The 18,497-nt window shown below is 69.0% G+C and carries 15 protein-coding genes; 5 read left to right on the top strand and 10 right to left on the bottom strand.

The annotated features are described in order from the left end of the window. Complete coding sequence (locus ACLBW1_RS16865) at positions 1-1,020, top strand: LLM class flavin-dependent oxidoreductase (protein WP_447812938.1); 1,020 nt, start codon at positions 1-3, stop codon at positions 1,018-1,020. An 81-nt stretch (positions 1,021-1,101) separates the two neighbouring features. Here ACLBW1_RS16865 and ilvA read toward each other — a convergent pair whose 3' ends face one another. Further along, a complete protein-coding gene (ilvA, locus tag ACLBW1_RS16860) occupies positions 1,102-2,463 on the bottom strand; it encodes a threonine ammonia-lyase IlvA (RefSeq protein ID WP_447812937.1) in 1,362 nt (453 codons plus the stop codon). Between the two features lie 37 nt (positions 2,464-2,500). After that, positions 2,501-2,944: a nitroreductase family deazaflavin-dependent oxidoreductase gene (locus ACLBW1_RS16855; RefSeq protein ID WP_447812936.1), complete on the bottom strand. Its 444-nt coding sequence runs from the start codon at positions 2,942-2,944 to the stop codon at positions 2,501-2,503. A gap of 228 nt (positions 2,945-3,172) precedes the next feature. Between ACLBW1_RS16855 and ACLBW1_RS16850 the strand changes: the two genes are divergently transcribed. Further along, the gene (locus ACLBW1_RS16850) at positions 3,173-3,421 is read left to right on the top strand and encodes a hypothetical protein (protein ID WP_447812935.1); all 249 of its coding nucleotides are present in this window, start codon (positions 3,173-3,175) and stop codon (positions 3,419-3,421) included. On the opposite strand, the gene dnaE is transcribed toward ACLBW1_RS16850, so the two are convergent. From dnaE to lspA, 4 genes are all read right to left on the bottom strand, one after another. After that, the gene (gene dnaE, locus ACLBW1_RS16845; RefSeq protein ID WP_447812934.1) at positions 3,411-6,965 is read right to left on the bottom strand and encodes a DNA polymerase III subunit alpha; all 3,555 of its coding nucleotides are present in this window, start codon (positions 6,963-6,965) and stop codon (positions 3,411-3,413) included. The genes ACLBW1_RS16850 and dnaE overlap by 11 nt on opposite strands. Positions 6,966-7,183: 218 nt before the next feature. Further along, entirely contained in the window at positions 7,184-7,861 is a 678-nt protein-coding gene (locus tag ACLBW1_RS16840) for a hypothetical protein (protein ID WP_447812933.1), read from the bottom strand. After that, positions 7,851-8,777, bottom strand: a complete 927-nt coding sequence (locus ACLBW1_RS16835; protein WP_447812932.1) for an RluA family pseudouridine synthase — start codon at positions 8,775-8,777, stop codon at positions 7,851-7,853. The genes ACLBW1_RS16840 and ACLBW1_RS16835 overlap by 11 nt, the downstream gene beginning before the upstream one ends. Then, positions 8,770-9,351, bottom strand: coding sequence for a signal peptidase II (gene lspA, locus ACLBW1_RS16830; protein WP_447812931.1), 582 nt, complete (start codon positions 9,349-9,351; stop codon positions 8,770-8,772). The genes ACLBW1_RS16835 and lspA overlap by 8 nt, the downstream gene beginning before the upstream one ends. A 40-nt stretch (positions 9,352-9,391) precedes the next feature. Between lspA and ACLBW1_RS16825 the strand changes: the two genes are divergently transcribed. Next, on the top strand, positions 9,392-10,384 hold the full coding sequence (locus tag ACLBW1_RS16825; RefSeq protein ID WP_447812930.1) for a hypothetical protein: 993 nt from the start codon (positions 9,392-9,394) through the stop codon (positions 10,382-10,384). A 66-nt stretch (positions 10,385-10,450) separates the two neighbouring features. On the opposite strand, the gene ACLBW1_RS16820 is transcribed toward ACLBW1_RS16825, so the two are convergent. After that, a complete protein-coding gene (locus tag ACLBW1_RS16820) occupies positions 10,451-10,987 on the bottom strand; it encodes a hypothetical protein (RefSeq protein ID WP_447812929.1) in 537 nt (178 codons plus the stop codon). Positions 10,988-11,246: 259 nt separating this feature from the next. Between ACLBW1_RS16820 and ACLBW1_RS16815 the strand changes: the two genes are divergently transcribed. Continuing rightward, positions 11,247-12,206 (top strand): asparaginase, encoded by a 960-nt coding sequence (locus ACLBW1_RS16815; protein WP_447812928.1) that lies wholly within the window; start codon positions 11,247-11,249, stop codon positions 12,204-12,206. A 1-nt stretch (position 12,207) separates the two neighbouring features. Here the strand turns inward: ACLBW1_RS16815 and ACLBW1_RS16810 are convergent, their stop codons facing one another. Next, positions 12,208-13,584: a DNA polymerase IV gene (locus ACLBW1_RS16810; RefSeq protein WP_447813006.1), complete on the bottom strand. Its 1,377-nt coding sequence runs from the start codon at positions 13,582-13,584 to the stop codon at positions 12,208-12,210. 407 nt (positions 13,585-13,991) lie between these two features. Then, entirely contained in the window at positions 13,992-14,450 is a 459-nt protein-coding gene (locus ACLBW1_RS16805) for a nitroreductase family deazaflavin-dependent oxidoreductase (protein ID WP_447812927.1), read from the bottom strand. 110 nt (positions 14,451-14,560) lie between these two features. Between ACLBW1_RS16805 and ACLBW1_RS16800 the strand changes: the two genes are divergently transcribed. Further along, positions 14,561-15,250, top strand: coding sequence for a TetR/AcrR family transcriptional regulator (locus ACLBW1_RS16800; protein WP_447812926.1), 690 nt, complete (start codon positions 14,561-14,563; stop codon positions 15,248-15,250). On the opposite strand, the gene ileS is transcribed toward ACLBW1_RS16800, so the two are convergent. Beyond that, a complete protein-coding gene (ileS, locus tag ACLBW1_RS16795; protein WP_447812925.1) occupies positions 15,239-18,448 on the bottom strand; it encodes an isoleucine--tRNA ligase in 3,210 nt (1,069 codons plus the stop codon). The two genes, ACLBW1_RS16800 and ileS, sit on opposite strands and share 12 nt — an antisense overlap. Between the last annotated feature and the right edge of the window lie 49 nt (positions 18,449-18,497).

The raw sequence follows: 18,497 nt of genomic DNA, 5'->3' as shown, positions 1-18,497 counted from the left end.
ATGACCGTTCCGTACTCCGTCCTGGACATCGCACCCGTCGTCGAGGGCACCACCGTCGGCGAGGCCCTACAGCATGCCGTCGACCTCGCGGTCGCCGCGGAGGGCTGGGGTTACCGGCGGTTCTGGCTCGCCGAGCACCACAACATGCCCGGCATCGCGAGCTCGAGTCCCGCCATCGTGATCGGTCAGGTCGCGCGGGCGACCCGGACCCTGCGCGTCGGATCGGGCGGCATCATGTTGCCCAACCATGCACCGCTGGTGATCGCCGAACAGTTCGGGACCCTCGACGCCCTGTTCCCCGGTCGCATCGACCTCGGGATCGGTCGCGCGCCGGGCACCGACCAGGTCACCGCGCACGCCCTGCGCCGTTCGCCCGGCGCACTCTCCGCCGACGACTTCCCGCAGGAGCTGGCCCAGCTACGAGCGTTCCTCGCCGGCGCGTTCCCCGACGAGCATCCCTACTCCGCGATCACTGCCGTCCCCGGTGAGGGTGCGTCACCCGACATGTGGCTCCTCGGATCGTCCACGTACAGCGCGCAACTCGCAGCGCTGCTGGGTCTGCCGTTCGCCTTCGCCCGCCACTTCGCGCCGCGCGAGACCTTCGCCGCACTGGCGACGTACCGCGACAACTTCCGACCCAGCGCCGTCCTCAACGCCCCATACGCGATGGTCACCGCCACCGTCGTCGCCGCATCCGACGATGACACGGCCCGCTATCACGCCGGTCCGCAACGCCTGGCGATGGCGCGGTTGCGCAGTGGAACCGCCGGGCGGTACCCGACAGCGGAGCAGGCGGCGGCCACGCCACTGACACCGATGCAGGAATCCGCGGTGGCGGAGACGAGTTCGGCGTGGATCGTCGGCGGCCGCGACCGTGTGGCCGACGAGTTGCGGAGTCTCGTCGACTCGACCGGGGCCGACGAGATCATGATCAGCTCGACGCTGGCCGACTTCGACGCCCGCCTCGAGTCACACCGGATCGTCGCCGACATCCTCGGCGCAGCCGTCCCCGCCGCCTGATCCTCCCGCTACCGGATCACCCTCTCGCGACCGGGATCCTTGTCGCGGGAGCGGGAGACGATCGCGAGAAGCACGTCGGTCTCAGGTGAGGTAGCGGTAGGCCGGTGAGCCGGGTACCAAGCGTTCCGAGGTGAGCCGCGAGGCCGTCATGCGGTCGAGCAGCGGCGACAACCCGTCGGCGGAGCTCAACTGCACACCCACCAGCGCGGCGCCGGTCTCACGGTTGTTGCGCTTGACGTACTCGAACAACGTGATGTCGTCGTCGGGTCCGAGGACCTCGTCGAGGAAGCCGCGCAATGCGCCGGGCTCCTGCGGGAAGTCGACGAGGAAATAGTGCTTGAGGCCCCGGTGGACGAGTGATCGTTCGATGATCTCGCCGTAGCGGGAGACGTCGTTGTTGCCGCCGGAGAGCAGCGACACCACCGTCGTGCCCGGCGCGAAGCGCAGACCGTCGAGACCCGCGACCGCCAGGGCCCCCGCCGGCTCGGCGATGATGCCGTCGTCCTGGTACAGCTCGAGCATCACCGAGCACAGCGCGCCCTCGTCGACGTGGGTGACGTGTGCCGATCCGGGGGTCAGGCGCCGGTCCGTCGACGAGATGGTCAGTGCAGCAGGCAGATCAGGGTGATCACCCACCGTCGGGGACATCGGCGACAACACCCGGTAGGCCAGATCGCCGATGCGCTTGACGGCCGCACCGTCGACGAACGGATCGATGACATCCAGCGTCACCGGGCCTCCGTGCACCAGGGCCGCGGCCAGTGACGCCGCGCCACTGGGCTCGACCCCGATGAGGACGACGTCGGGATCGAGTGCACGCAGGTACGTCGCCATGCCGGCAAGGCAACCGCCACCACCGACGGGCGCGAGCACCACATCGGGCACCCGACCGAGTTGCTCCACGATCTCCAGCGCGATGGTGCCCTGTCCCGCGGCGGTGCGGACGTCGTCGAACGCGTGGATCCAGGTGGCACCGGAGGTCAGGACATCGGCCTGCGCCGCAGCCGCGGCGGCGTCGTAGGTGTCCCCCACCGGGATCAGCTCGATGAAGTCGCCGCCGTGCCAGATGATCCGATCACGCTTCTGCTTCGGGGTGGTGGTGGGTACGTAGATACGACCGCGCACACCCATCGCCTTGCAGGCGTAGGCCACTCCCTGCGCGTGGTTGCCCGCGCTCGCCGCGACGACACCGGCGGACAACTCCTCGCCGGTCAGCAGGCCCATCGTGTTGTAGGCACCGCGGATCTTGTACGACCGTACCGACTGCAGGTCCTCCCGCTTGAGGTACACCTGCGCGCCGGTGGCCGCGGACAGCCGCGCATTGGCCTGCAACGGGGTGCGGTCGACCACGGCCTTCGCACGCTCGGCGGCAGCACGGATGGACTCGACGTCCAGGGTCGGTGACGCCGGGGCCGAGACGGGGACGCGGGGCGGACTGCTCACACGCCCATCGTCTCACCATGGCACCCGATGACGACGATCAGCTCTCGGGCGTGGCCTCGAGGACGAACACCGGGATCTCGCGGTCGGTCTTCTCCTGGTAGTCGGCGTACGGCGGGTAGGCCTCGACCGCGCGGTCCCACCAGATCTGCTTCTCGCCGCCGAACACCTCGCGGGCGACCATGTCGAACACCTTCTCGCCGTCCCGGAGCTCGACGTTCGGGTTGGCCGCGATGTTGAAGTACCAGACCGGATGCTTCGGGGCACCGCCGAGCGAGGCCACCACCGCGTACGCGCCCTCGTGTTCGACGCGCATGAGTGGGGTCTTGCGCAGCTTGCCGGACTTGTTGCCGACGGTGGTCAGCAGGACGACGGGCATCCCCTGCATGTCGGTGCCCTCGGTGCCGTTCGAGTTCTCGATCCTCTCGGCCTGCTCACGAGCCCAGTCGCTGGTGCTCGGTGCGTATTCACCTTCGAGCGGCATGGCGGATCTCCTCTGATCGGTCGGGTCGGTGTGCGGTCGAGCGCCTTTGACTCTAGCGAAAGACCGACGGCGGCGAGGGCGTCCGCGCAACCGGCCATGAGCTGCGGCGACACGCCGACGCGAGCACGTTTTCGGGTGACCGAAAACTTTTGCTCGTACCGGCGGTAGACTGGTGTTCGCACAGCCCGACGGCCACCCGTCGCGTTCGCATCCAGGAGGTTCTCGGCCATGACGACGATCAGCGTGAACGCCGCGCCCGCACGCTCCGAGCGCACCGCGGCGCCCACCGTCTCGATCGCCGGAGTGGCGTGGCCGATGCACAAGCTGGCCGCGGTGCTCGCCGCGCTGGTGGTCGCCGTCGTCGTCGGCGTGCTCACCGGTTCCGGTGAGGTCACCGCGTGGGCCGTCACCATCGCGGCGACCGCGGTCTGGTGGACCGGCCGCCTCGCGACACCCCGCCGCCCGATCAGCCGCTGAGGCAGGTCGGTCCCAGCAGAGCCTTCAGATCCCCCATCAGCGCCGAACTCGGGGTCACCCGGAGGTTGTCGTCGAGACGCAGGGTGGTCGCCGACTCGCCGCTGATCAACCGCACGTGGACATCCGAGGTCCCTGGATGACGGATCAGCACCTGCTTGAGCGCACTCACCCGGTCCTGCGTACACAGTCGTGTCGACATCGTCAGGGCGAGCGGCCGCGCCTCCCCCACGTGTGACAGATCGGGCACCGCGAGATCGTTGGCGCTGATCATCATGTTGTCGTCGTCGCGGATGTTCACACGGGCCTTGATGAGCACGACCGCGTCGGCCACGATGTCCATCCCGTAGGCCTGGAACGCGCGCGGGAAGAAGTACACCTCCACACCGCCGACGAGATCCTCGAGGGTGACCACCGCGTACGGCTCGCCCTTCTTGTTCACCCGCCGGGTCACCGCCGAGATGATGCCGCCGATGACGATCTGCGCGCCGTCGGGGACGTTCTTCTCGAGGAGGCTGGTCAGCGAGGTGTCGGTCTGCGCCGAGATGACGTGCTCGATGCCGCCGAGCGGGTGCCCGGACACGTAGAGCCCCAACATCTCCCGTTCCAGCGCGAGCTTGTGCTTGGTGTCCCACTCCTCATCGGGCACCCGCACCGCGAAGACGTCGTCGATGACCGCGCCGGCGTCGTCGGCGCCGCCGGCGTCACCGAACAGGTCGAACTGCCCGACGGCCTCGGCCTTCTTCGTGCCCAACACCGCGTCGACGGCGTCGACGTGCACCAGGAAAAGACCCTTGCGGGGATGGCCCAGCGAATCGAAAGCGCCTGCCTTGATGAGGGATTCGGTGACCTTCTTGCTGCACGCGGTGACGTCGATCTTGCCGAGGTAGTCCGAGAAGCTGTGGAACTTCCCCTTCTCCTCGCGGGCGGCGAGGATGGCGGTGACCACGTTGGTCCCCACGTTGCGCACCGCGACCAGGCCGAAGCGGATGTCCTCGCCCACGGCCGCGAAGTACCGCTGCGACTCGTTGACGTCGGGCGGCAGCACCGTGATGCCCAGCTTGCGACAGTCGGCGAGGTAGATCGCGGCCTTGTCCTTGTCGTCGCCGACGGAGGTGAGCAGGCCCGCCATGAACTCGGCCGGGTAGTTGGCCTTGAGATAGGCGGTCCAGTACGACACCAACCCGTAGGCCGCGGCGTGGGACTTGTTGAACGCGTAGCCGGCGAACGGGAGGATGGTGTCCCAGAGCGCCTTGATCGCCGCCTTGGAGAAGCCGTTGGCGACCATGCCCGCCTCGAAGCCCTCGAACTCCTGGGCCAGCACCGACGCCTTCTTCTTGCCCATCGCGCGGCGGAGGATGTCGGCTCGACCCAGGGAGTACCCGGCCACCTTCTGAGCGATCTGCATGATCTGCTCCTGGTAGACGATGAGCCCGTAGGTGTCGCCGAGGATGTCCTTGAGGGGTTCGGCCAGCTCGGGGTGGATCGGCTTGACGTCCTGGCGACCGTTCTTGCGGTCGGCGTAGTCGTTGTGGGCGTTCATGCCCATCGGGCCGGGCCGGTAGAGCGCACCGACGGCCACGATGTCCTCGAACGTGGTGGGCTGCATGCGTTTGAGCAGCTCGCGCATCGGCCCACCGTCGAGCTGGAACACACCGAGCGTCTGACCGCGCGCCATCAACTCGTAGGTGGTGGTGTCGTCGAGGGGCAGCGTGTCCATGTCGATGTCGATGCCGCGGTTGGTGGCGATGTTCTCGAGGGCGTCGTTGATGACCGTCAGGTTGCGCAACCCGAGGAAGTCCATCTTGAGCAGCCCGATGGCCTCACACGACGGGTAGTCCCAGCCGGTGATGATCGCGCCGTCCTGGGCGCGTTTCCACACCGGGATCGCCTCGGTGAGCGGCTCCGACGACATGATCACCGCACACGCGTGCACACCGGCGTTGCGGATCAGTCCCTCGAGACCCAGCGCGGTGTCGTAGATCTTCTTCACGTCGGGGTCGGTCTCGATGAGCGCACGGACCTCCGACGCCTCGCCATAGCGATCGTGGTCGGGGTCGGTGATACCGGCGACCGAGATGTCCTTGGCCATGATCGGCGGCGGCAGCGCCTTGGTGATGCGGTCGGCGATGGCGTAGCCGGGCTGACCGAACTGGACGCGCGCGGAGTCCTTGATCGCGGCCTTGGTCTTGATGGTGCCGAAGGTGATGACCTGGGCGACCTTGTCGCTGCCCCACCGTTCGGTGGCGTAGCGGACCATGTCGCCACGCCGCCGATCGTCGAAGTCGATGTCGATGTCGGGCATCGACACACGCTCGGGGTTGAGGAACCGCTCGAACAGCAGACCGTGCGGGATGGGGTCGATGTTGGTGATGCCCAGCGCCCACGCGACGAGGGATCCGGCCGCGCTGCCTCGGCCGGGACCGACCCGGATGCCGACCTCGTGGGCGTGGCGGATGAGGTCGCCGACCACCAGGAAGTAGGCAGGGAAACCCATCTGGATGATGACGTCGAGTTCGTAGTTCGCGCGATCGGTGTAGTCCTGCGGCACAGGTGCGTCGGGGAAGCGACGAGCCAGGCCCGCGGTGACCTCTTTGCGCAGGAACGTCTCCTGGGTGTCACCTTCGGGCACCGGGAAGATCGGCATCCGGTCGCGCGGGGTGAACACCTCGGCGTAGCTCTGCACCCGCTCGCCGATCTCGACGGTGTTGTCGCAGGCGCCGGGCACCACGTCGTCCCACTGCTCGCGCATCTCCGCGGCCGACTTCAGGTAGTACCCGTCGCCGTCGAACTTGAAGCGCGTCGGATCCGACAGGGTCTTGCCGGTCTGGATGCACAGCAGCGCCTCGTGGGTCACCGCGTGGCCCTTGGTGACGTAGTGGCAGTCGTTGGTGACGATCGGCTTGATGCCGAGCTGCCGGCCGATCTCGAGCAGGCCGTCGCGCACCCGGCGCTCGATCTCGAGGCCGTGCTCCATCAGCTCGAGGTAGAAGTTGTCCCTACCGAAGATGTCCTGCCACTTCGCGGCGGCTTCCAGGGCCTCGCGCTGATGGCCGAGCCGCAGACGGGTCTGGACCTCACCCGACGGGCAACCGGTGGTGGCGATGATGCCCTCGGCGTGCGCGGCGATGAGCTCGGCGTCCATGCGAGCCCACTTGCCGAGCTGTCCCTCGATCGACGCCTTGGAACTCAGTGTGAACAGGTTCTTCAGACCGGTCGCGTTCTCGGCCACCATCGTCATGTGGGTGTAGGCGCCGCTGCCGGAGACGTCGTCGCTCTTCTGGTCGCGGTCGCCCCACAGGACGCGTTTGGTGTCGAAGCGCGACGCGGGCGCGATGTAGGCCTCGATGCCGATGATCGGCGTGATGTCGTGATCCTTGGCGACGTTGTAGAACTCGCTGGCGCCGAACATGTTCCCGTGGTCGGTCATCCCGATGGCCGTCATCCCGAGCCGCTTGGCCTCGGCGAACATCGGCGCCACCTTCGCGGCCCCGTCGAGCATGGAGTACTCGGTGTGGTTGTGCAGATGGACGAACGAATCCGACACTTCAAGACCTCTCGACGAACGCTTGCCCCGAACACCGCGGGAGCACGGGTGCGACCACCCGGGGGCTCGACGCCGACCCTTCGTGGTGCTCGACCGAGTTTAGGTGGGGGCACCCACACACCTCCGGTGCCACACGGAGCGCACCGACCCGATCATCGACACGCCGCCGACACGCCGTGACCGATGGGACGGCTGGTGCGGATGTGATTCGCTCCAGATCAGCTCGACGGCACGGGCGCGGTGTCGGGCAACGGACCGACCCGTCCGGACTGCTCGGGGAGCAACGCGCCGACGGTGAACCGCCCGCCGGCGTCGGCCGGGAGCACCTCGACCGCACGGACCCGACGGTCGGCGGCGATCGCCCGCAGACGGTCGGCGTCACCACGCACGACGAGCGCGACCACGCACGCACAACCACCCGCGAGCCGTGACCGGACGAGGGCGGCGATCTGCCCGTCCCGACCGACGGCATCGGGTCCGACCGTCTGTGCGACAAAAGCGACAGCGAGGTCGCGGGCGGTGCGCAGCGACCCCCGGTCCCGCGTGAGGGGTTCGAACGTGGTGGGTGTGGCGACAGCATCGACCGTCACGTGGAAGGCGACCTGCGACGGGCCGGTCCCGGCGATCAACGACCACGCCGCGTCGTCGTCGAGGGGGGCTCGCGGCGACACCAGCGCCCACCGGATGCCCGTGGCACGGGCGGTCCCGGCCGCGGCGGAGGCGAGGTAGTCGGTCACCGACTCCCCACCGGTGGGGCCGAGGCGGTCGGTGGCCACCGCGGGACGTCGCGGCGGGTGCGCGGCTCCCAGTGCGTAGAGACCGCCGATGACGACCAGCACGACGATCGCGGCGACGGCGACGGACCCGAACGCGCGTCGGAGACCGTCAGGTCGCACGCAGCAGGTCCAACGCGCCCCGGAGATCGTCCGGGTAGGGGCTGGTGAACTCGACGAGGCGCCCGTCGGAGGGGTGGGCGAACGACAACGCCCGGGCGTGTAACCACTGGCGTTCGAGCCCCAGGCGCGTGGCCAGGGCCGGGTCGGCGCCGTAGGTGAGATCGCCGCAGCACGGGTGGTGCAGCGCCGAGAAGTGCACGCGGATCTGGTGCGTGCGACCGGTCTCGAGGTGCACGTCGAGGAGACTGGCCGCGGCGAACATCTCGAGGGTGTCGTAGTGGGTGACGCTGGGCTTGCCCGCCGTCGTGACCGCGAACTTCCACTCGTTGCCGGGATGGCGGCCGATGGCGGCGTCGATGGTGCCGCTCGACGGATCGAGGTGACCCTGCACGAGGGCGTGGTACCGCTTGTCGACCGTGCGTTCCTTGAAGGCACGTTTGAGCAGCGTGTAGGCGCGCTCGGAGGTCGCGACCACCATCACCCCGGACGTGCCGACGTCGAGTCGGTGCACGATGCCCTGTCGCTCGTGGGCGCCCGAGGTGGAGATGCGGTACCCGGCGGCGGCGAGACCACCGATCACCGTCGGCCCGGTCCACCCGACCGAGGCGTGCGCGGCGACACCGACCGGCTTGTCGACCACGACGATGTCGTCGTCGGCGAACAGGATGTCCATGTTCTCGATCGGCTGCACCAGGTTCTCGACCGGGCGTGCCGGTTCGGGGAGCAGCACCTCGAGCCAGGCGCCCGCGGTGAGCCGATGCGATTTGGCGACCGCGGTGCCGTCGACGCTGACGTCGCCGTTGTCGGCGAGCGCGGCGACCACGGTGCGCGAGAAACCCATCATCCGCGAGACCCCGGCGTCGAGTCGCATGCCGTCGATGCCGTCGGGGACGGGCATCGACCGACTCTCACGCATCCGGCGCCACCGGTGTGCGGGCGTCGTCGCGGGTACGGGTCGACGCGCGTGTGCCGTCGAGTTCCACGCCGAACAGCGTCAGCCCGACCAACAGGACCGCACCGCACACCACCGCGGAGTCGGCGACGTTGAACACCGGCCACCAGCCGATGGACACGAAATCGACCACGTGACCGCGCAGCGGACCGGGATCGCGGAACAGTCGGTCGACGAGGTTGCCCAGGGCGCCACCGAGGATCAGTCCGAGACCCAGCGCCCACAGCGGTGACCTCAGGCGGGAGCTGTACCGGATGATGCCGACGACGACCGCGAGCGCGACGATCGTCAGGATCCACGTGTAACCGGTGGCCATCGAGAACGCCGCACCGGAGTTGCGGACCAGTCGCAGCGTGACGGTGTCGCCGATGATCGAGATCGGACGCAGCGGATCGATGGTCGCGACGACCACGATCTTCGTCACCAGATCGGCGACCAGGATGATCACCGCGACCGCGGGCAGCAGCGCGATCATCCGTCGCGACCGCGGCGCCGGTCGGCTGGTCTCGGCGGGATCGGCGGCGGGGTCGTTGCTCACGCCGACCATTGTCCCCTACCGCGGTCGATAACCTGAATGCGTGTCCGCTGCCCCAGTGCCCACCGCCCGCATCATCCGACCTCGCGTCCGTCGAGCACAGGCGGTGGGGGTGTGCGCGGTGATCACGGCGGTCGTCGCCGGGTGCGGCTCCGGTGACCCCGGCCCCGACACCGCGAGCAGTTCGTCGGCGGCCGCGGGATGCACCACCTCCTCGACCGTCGGTGCCGCCGGTGCGTCGCTGCTGCCGGTGCCACCGGCGACGGTCGAGGTCCTCGATGCAGGTGCCGCACCGCTTCTCGCGCCGGTCGGGGCGCCGAGCACCGCCTCGGCCCAGCGGGTCCGCCTGGTCACGACGTCGTCGTCGACGAGCCTCTCGCAGGGCCAGGCCCCGAGCGACGACGCCCAGACCGTGGACCTGCCGATCACCGCGCAGGTGCTGTGCGGCGACCCGACCGACGTCGAACTCACCCTCGGCGCGGCGTCGTCGCCATCACCCGACCTGGCGCGGTCACTCGCCGCGGTCCGAGGCTCCCGGGCCGGTCTGGCCGTTGCGGCCGGATCGGTGCCGATCGCCCTGCGCATCGTGCCCGCCGCGGCGGCCGACGACACGGCCCGCTCGGCGATCGAGCAGACCCTCGTGCAGGCGTTGCAACGGTCGGTGACGCTCCCCCGCGACCCGATCGGCGTGGGCGCCCGCTGGCGCTCGGTGCGCACCATCACCGGTGCGGCCACGGTGCGGCAGACCATCACCTCCACGCTGCGCGCCCGCACGGGATCGAGGCTGCAGATCGACGTGACCGTCGACGAAGAACCGGTCAACGCGGTGTTCACCATCCCCGGGTCCGATCAGACGCTCACGATCGCGTCGTACTCCATGAGCGGGTCGGGTTCGATGGACCTCGACCTCACGCGCGGGTTGCCGGTGGGCGGCGAGATGACGATCGACGGCGGCCGGTCACTCGTGGGGTCGGATCCCGCCCGGCCTCTGGTCCAGAAGACCGGCGTCGACATCCGCTGGGAGACCATCCGCTGACACACGACTGCCCCCGAACCGAGTGGTCCGGGGGCAGTCGCTGCGAGCGGTGTGAGAAGTCGGGGCTCAGTTGGCCGCCGGGCACATGGCGCTCTGCACGTTGTTGGCGAGCAGCAGCGGGCACACCGTGGTCTTGGCGAGCTTCCAGCTGCCGTCGTCGTAGACGATGGCGGCGTCGACGGTCTGCTCGGGCACGTTGGGCAGCTTCACCTTGACCTTGACGGTCGCCTGGCCGTTGCCGGTCGCGATGACCGGGGCCTGCAGCTGGTAGGTGATGTCGGGGTTGTCCTGACGGGCCTTCACGAGCTTGTCGAACAGCTGCGGGTCGGCGTCGGAACCCTGCACCAGCTTGGTCTTCTCGCTGGCGGGCACGTTCGCGTCGAGCGCCTTCTCCAGCAGACCGTTGAGCGTCGCGGCGCTCGGCGGCTTCGAGGGATCGTTCACTCCGCCGCCGGTGCCGGTGCCGTCGCTCGACGTGGCCGACGACGTCGTCGTGGAGGTCGCCTCGGTGGTCGTCCCGTCGCCGGAGTTGTCACTGCACGCACCGATCATGAACACGGCCGCGACGGCCATGCCTGCGGTGGCGATCTTCTGGAGCTTCACGAATTGTCCTCTTCTCGTCTGTCGTCGTCAGGGCTGTCGAACCCGGGGCCGGCGGTACTGACCGCCGGCATCCGGGCCGATGTCTTCGAACCCGGGGACTCCTGTGTACCGATGGGGGCGGTCGCGGACGACCACGATCCCCCCGGATCGGACACCACTATGCCAAACCGATGTGTGAGCAAACGACAATCGGGCGAACCGCGCACGCCTTTCGACCCCGATTTGACCTCGACGACCGAGGTCAGCAAGCTGGCGTCCCATGTCCGTCACACCTGTCATCGCAGTACTCGGCACCGGCGGCACCATCGCCTCGCGGTACCGGGTGGGCGGTGTGGTGCCCGCGGTCGACGTCGCCGATCTGCTGCGGACAGGTCCCCGCGGTGATGGCATCGGCGACGTCGAGCTGCGTCCGCGGACGGTGCTGTCGCTGGACAGTTCGGCGATGACCCCCGAGGACCAGTGGACGCTCGTGCGCGCCATCTCCACCGAGTTCGACGACCCCGCGGTGACCGGCGTCGTCGTCACCCACGGCACCGACACCCTCGAGGAGTCGGCGATGCTCGCCGACCTGGTGCACGACGATCCCCGACCGGTGGTGTTCACCGGTGCGCAGCGGCCCTCGGACGCCGACGGTGCCGACGGGCCCGCCAACCTCGCCGCGGCCGTCGAGTGTGCCGCCGACCCCGACTCCCGCTCCCGCGGGGTGCTGGTGGCGTTCGGCGGTCGCGTCCTGCCCGCGCGCGGGACGGTCAAGATCAGCGCGTCGGATCTGCGCGCCTTCGACTGCACCACCCCCGGGCTCGCACGTCCGCGTGTCGATGTCGGTGCACGGTCCCCTGTCGATGCCCGCGTCGACATCGTCACCGTCCACCCCGGGTTCGTACCCGACGTCATCGGGCACCTCGTGTCGACCGGGGCCCGCGGGCTCGTCGTCGCCGCCCTCGGCTCGGGCAACGTCGGGCCGGGTGTTCGCGACGCGGTGGCCGGGGCGATCGCCCGGGGTGTCCCGGTGATCGTCTCCACGCGTGTCCCGTTCGGCGAGGTGGTCGCCACCTACGGCGGCGGCGGTGGTGCGGTGGATCTCGTGGCCGCCGGTGCCGTCGTCTCCCCGTGGCTACGTCCGCCGCAGGCCCGGGTGGCCCTCGCGGCGCTGCTGTCGGTCGGCGCCGACCCCGACGCGATCGCCTCGTTCTTCGCCGCCGGACCGGCCCGCGTCTGAACTACCGGGTGAGGGGCCAGTCGAGGCTGTCCAGTGGGTCCGCGGGTGTGAGGTCGGCGGTGTCGGAGGGGAACGTCGCGGTGCGTCCGGGTCCGGTCGCGCGGGTCTCGAAGCGCACCGACACCACGCCGTGACCGCTCCCCTGCACCCAACCGTGACCGAATTCGGGGTGCGTGACGTCGGTGCCCGTCGCCCACGTGACCGCGCCGTCCGGACCGACGACCCGACCCGACGCCTTCTGCACCCCGACCTCCGCGATCGGACCACCCGGCGTGGGGTCGTCGGGGGCGGGATCGATGACCGGCTCCTCCGTGGTGTCGGCGGAGGTCACCGTGCGGTCGGTGGTGTCGCCGAACAGCAGGAACTGTTCGTCGGTGGTGAGACCGGAGAACCCCACGCCGACAAGACGAACGGGTCCGATGTCGACGGGGTCGAGGGCCAGGCGTTGGGCGGCCGCGGCCAGGATGGCGAGGTCGGTGGTGGCCGGGGCGAAGGTCGTCGACCGGGTGAGCACCGACATTTCCGACTTCTTCAGTTTGAGGACGACCGTGCGTGCCCCGCGGCCGTCGTCGAGCAGTCGACGATGCGCCGAGGCGGCCGACGACGCGATGGCCTCGCGCAGTCGAGGCATCGACACGACGTCGTCGGCGAACGTCGATTCGGCGCTGATCTGTTTCGCCGAGGTCCGTTCGGCGACCTGCCGGTCGTCGAAGCCCTGCGCCAGTCGGTGCAGCGCGGGACCCACCGTCGATCCGAGCACCGAGGCCACCTCCATCGGCGACAGGTCCGCGAGGTCGCCGATGGTGTCGATGCCCAGCCGGTGCAGCCGATCGCCGGCCACGGGTCCGATCCCCCACAGCTTCCGCACCGATAGCGGGCGGAGGAAGTCCTGTTCGGCCCCGGGTGAGATCACCGTCACGCCATCGGGTTTGGCCATCCCCGAGGCGATCTTCGCTATCTGCTTCCCGCTACCCGCACCGATCGACGCGGCCAGGCCGAGTTCGTCGGAGATCCGCGAACGGATCTGTTCGGCGAACGCGATCACCTCGGTGCGCGTGGCTCCGGCGAGCGCCTCGGGTTCGCCGAACGCCTCGTCGAACGACAGCATCTCGATGACCGGTATCGCCTCGCGGATCATCGCGAACACCCGAGCGCTGACCACGCGGTAGACCGCACCTCGCGGCGGTACGACCACCGCCGCGGAACCGATCAGCCTGCGGGCCTGGTGCATCGGCATCGCGGAGTGCGCACCGAAACGTCGCGCCTCGTAGCTCGCGCCGGCGACGACCCCACGGCCGCCGACGCCGCCGACGAGCACCGGACGGCCCCGCAACGTCGGGCGGGTCAGCTGCTCGACGGAGGCGAAGAACGCGTCCATGTCGATGTGCAGGACCCACCGCGCTCCGCGTCGCTCGTCGGTACCCGCCACCCGTCGAGCCTATCGAGTACCGCCAAGTGCCGACTGTGAGGAAGCGGCGGTCGAGTGTGCGCGAATCACAACGCGCCGACTGTGCGGAAACGGTCATCGAGTGTGCTCCACACCTGGCGCGACGAACCTCGACAACAACGCACACTCGATGACGGGCTTCCGCACCGTCGGCGACCCGGGGACACTCGCGGCACCGTTCTCATGCCGCTGACAGTGCGGAAGCCCCGCGTCGAGTGTGCGCTGTCCACAACTCATCTCACGGACCGCTGTCAGCACCCTCGAGCGCGCGTTTCCGCACAGTCAGCACTACGGTCGCATTTCGGGACAATCAGCACCACGGTCGCGTTTCCACACGGTCAGCTGATGGCTGCGCGCAGTTCGAAGACGGGGACCGACGGGGCGACCGCGGCGAGTTCGGCGTCGGTGGACCTGTGCGAGACCTTCGCCGGCAGGTAGCTCGTGACCTCCCAGCCCCAGCGCTTCAGGTAGGGACGCAGCAACGCGATCTTGGCGGCATCGTCGACCTCGGTGGCCCGGAACTCCTCGATGCGGCGTCCGTGCCCGATGGTCGCGACCCCCGCGGCGCGGAGGTTGCGCGACCACTGGGTGTTGCCGCGAGGGGAGATCAGATAGGTGCGCCCGTCGATCACCAGCGGATTGACCGGCGTGGTGTGCGGGGTGCCCGACTTACGTCCGACGACGGTCAGAGTCCGTGCGCCGGCCAGACCGATCCCCCGGGCCGACAGCCGCCGGACGAGTTCGTTGAAGCCGCGCTGCATGCGGCCGGTCGGCTCTGCGTAATGGGTGGTGGTCATGGGATCTCCTCGTCTGGATCGAAACGAGAGCACTGCTCTCACTTGAGAGAGTGGCACGCCGGCCGACAGAAAGCAAGAGCACTGCTCTCGTTTCTGTCATGATGGTTGGCATGCAGTCACGCGGGCCCTCGACACCCCGCGCCGCGGCGCGGGCTCAGACCGAGCAGGACATCATCCGGGTGGGACGCGAACACCTCGCCGCGCACGGGGCCGCGTCGCTGTCGTTGCGAGCGATCGCCCGCGATCTCGGCATGGTGTCCTCGGCGGTCTATCGGTATGTGCGCAACCGCGACGACCTGTTGACGCTGCTGGTCGTCGACGCCTACGACGAGTCCGCCGACCGTGTCGAGGCCGCCCTCACCGCGGCACCCGCCGACGCCGGAACACGCGCGCGGATCCGGATCGCGGCGCATGCGCTGCGGGCGTGGGCGGTCGCCGAGCCGTCGCGGTACGCGCTCATCTACGGCAGCCCGGTGCCCGGCTACACCGCCCCGGGCGAGCAGACCACCGGCCCGGGCACCCGCTTCGTCGCGATGCTGCTCCGCGAGCTCCGCGACACCGTGCTCGACGAGCGCACGCCGATGCCCGCGGGACTCACGACCGAATTCGACTCCGTCAACGCCGAATTCGGCCTCGACCTCGATCACACGACGTTGGCCGTCGGCACCTGCCTGTGGTCGGTGATCCTCGGAGCGATCAGTCTGGAGGTCTTCGGCCAGTACGGCGCCGACACCTTCGCGCAGCCGGAGGTCCTCTTCGACCTCCAGCTCACGACCGTGCTGACCCGGTTACTGCCCTGACCGGTCGATCGACGCGACGACGCCGTCACCCAATTCGGTCACCGACCCCTCGAGGGCGTCCGGTGCCACCACCTCGAGTGTCGTCGCCAGCACCTCCCCCGCCATCAGATCGCGGTGACGCTGCGCCCACTCCGACCGGTGCGCGGGCACGCCGAGGCGTACGACGATCCGGTCGGAGACGTCGAGACCGAGCGAGCGCCTCGCCTCCTGCAGTTCCCGCACCCGGTCCTTGGCCCAGCCCTCGGCCTCGAGATCCTCGGTGACCGCGGTGTCGAGCACCACCAGTCCACCGCCGGAGGGCAGCTCGGCGGTCGAACCCGGCTCCACCGCAACGAGTTTGCGCGTGAACTCGCCGTCGAAGAGTTCGACGCCGTCGGCGACGACCTTCTCCGAGACGATCCCGTCGGCGTCGCTGATCGTGGCCAGCGACCAGTTCCCCGACTTGATGGCCTTGATCGCCCTCTGGACGTCCTTCCCGAGCCGAGGCCCGGCCACCCGCGCGTTCACCACCACCTCGACGCGGCCGAAACGGTCGGCGTCGGCGTCGAGATGCACGGCCTTGACGTTCATCTCGTCGGCGATCAATGCGGTGTAATCGGTCAGACGCGCCGCCGACGGACCGGCGACGGTCAACGCGGGCAACGGGAGTCGCACGCGCAGGTTGTTGGCCTTGCGCAGACTCGACGCCGTCGAGCACACCCCCTGCACCTCGTCCATGGCGGCGACGAGTTCGGCGTCGGCGGGGAGTTCATCGGCGCGCGGCCAGTCCGCCAGGTGCACCGAACGCCCGCCGGTGAGTCCACGCCACAGGGCCTCGGTCATCATCGGCAGCAGCGGCGCGGCGAGACGGCACGCGACCTCGAGCACCGTGTACAGCGTGTCGAAAGCCTCACTGTCGGTGTCCTGCCCGGCCCAGAACCGCTGACGGGAACGCCGGACATACCAGTTCGTCAACGCCTCACAGAACTCCCGGAAGTCGTCGCACGCGCCGGCCACGTCGTAGGTCTCCAACGCCGTGGTCATCGAGTCGCGCGTGGCGGCGAGTTTCGCCAGGATGTACCGGTCGAGCACGTTCTTCGAGTCGGTTCGCCATTCCGCGGGGCGATCGGCGTAGAGCGCCAGGAAGCTGTAGGCGTTCCACAGCGGCAGCATCGCCTGGCGGACACCCTCACGGATACCGCGCTCGGTGACGACGAGGTTGCCGCCCCGCAGGATCGGCGACGCCATCAGGAACCAGCGCATGGCGTCGGACCCGTCGCGGTCGAACACCTCGTTGACGTCGGGGTAGTTGCGCTTGGACTTGCTCATCTTCTGACCGTCGTCGCCGAGCACGATGCCGTGTGCGGCCACGGTGCGGAACGCGGGCCGGTCGAACAGCGCGGTCGCGAGCACGTGCAGGTTGTAGAACCACCCCTTGGTCTGACCGTTGTACTCGACGATGAAGTCACCCGGGTTGTGGCCCGGTTCGGTGTCCGTGCCCTCGAACCAGTCCCGGTTCTCGAACGGGTAATGCACCTGCGCGTACGGCATCGAGCCCGACTCGAACCAGCAGTCGAGCACCTCGGGCACCCGGCGCATGGTGGAGCGGCCGGTCGGGTCGTCGGGGTTCGGCCGGGTGAGTTCGTCGATGTAGGGCCGGTGCAGGTTGGTCGGACGCACGCCGAAATCGCGCTCGAGATCGTCGAGCGACCCGTACACGTCGACACGCGGGTAGGACTCGTCGTCGGACATCCAGACCGGGATCGGCGCACCCCAGTAGCGATTTCGACTGATGTTCCAGTCCTTCGCCCCCTCGAGCCATTTGCCGAACTGGCCGTCGCGGAGATGGGCGGGCGACCAGGTGATCTGCTGATTGAGTTCCAGCATGCGGGGCTTGAACTCGTTGACCGCGACGAACCACGAGGGAACGGCCATGTAGATCAACGGCTTTCCCGACCGCCACGAGTGCGGGTAGGAGTGCTCGATGGTCTCGTGGCGCAGGATGCGACCGGTCGACTTCAGGTCCTTGATGATCACCGGATTGGCGTCGAAGACCATCAGGCCCTCGTACGGCGGCACCAGCGAGGTGAAACGACCACCCGGGTCGAGCGGCTGCACCACCTCGATGCCGTTGGCCGTCGAGAGCTCCATGTCCTCCTCACCGAATGCCGGTGCGAGGTGGACGATCCCGGTGCCGCTGTCGGTGGTGACGTAATCGCCGAGCAGCGTCCGGTGCGCGTTCGGATGACCGACGAAGAAGTCGAACGGCGGCGTATAGGTGGCGTCCGCGAGGTCGCGCCCGGTGTGGGTGCCGAGCACCTCGGGATCGTCACCGAGTTCCCGCGCGTAGGTGCCGACACGGGCGGTCGCGAGCAGGTACTGCTCGCCGTCGGAACCGCGGACGTGGGAGTACTCGACATCGGGGTTGACCGCGATCGCGAGGTTCGACGGCAGGGTCCACGGCGTGGTCGTCCAGATCAGCGCGTTCACGCCGAGCAAGTCGTCGGGTACGCCGCCGGTCAGTGGCATCGACACCGTCACCGCCGGGTCCTGGCGCATCTTGTAGGCGTCGTCGAGCTTGCTCTCCTGGTTGCTCAGCGGCGTCTGCTCGTACCAGCTGTAGGGCAGCACGCGGTAGCCCTGGTAGACCAGGCCCTTGTCGTGGAGCGTCTTGAACGCCCACATCACCGATTCCATGAAGTCGATGTCGAGGGTCTTGTAGTCGTTGTCGAAGTCGACCCAGCGCGCCTGGCGGGTCACGTAGTCCCGCCACTCGCCGGTGTAGCGCAGCACCGATTCCCGGCAGTAGTCGTTGAACTTCTCCACGCCCATGGTCTCGATCTCGGACTTGTCGGTGATGCCCAGCTGGCGCTCGGCCTCGAGTTCGGCGGGGAGACCGTGGGTGTCCCAACCGAACCGGCGATCGACCTTCTTCCCGCGCATGGTCTGGAATCGCGGGATGAGGTCCTTCACGTAGCCGGTCAGCAGGTGGCCGTAGTGCGGGAGCCCGTTGGCGAAGGGCGGACCGTCGTAGAAGACGAATTCATCGGCGTCTGCCCGCTGCTGCACCGACGCGACGAAGGTGTCGTCGGAAGCCCAGTAGTCGAGGACACGGGTCTCGAGGTCGGGGAAGGACGGCACGGCCGAACCGGTGCCCGCGACGTCGACGATCGGGTAGACGCGACGCTGTCGGTGGGTCGATGCGGGGTCGGTGCTCACTGCGGTTCTCCTCGTGCCGGTGGGCGTCGTCGTCGCGACGCTGGGCACG

The sequence above is a fragment of the Williamsia sp. M5A3_1d genome, from assembly GCF_053345315.1.
The sequence above is the reverse complement of the archived record's forward strand: the minus strand, read 5'-3'. Positions and strand labels throughout refer to the sequence as shown.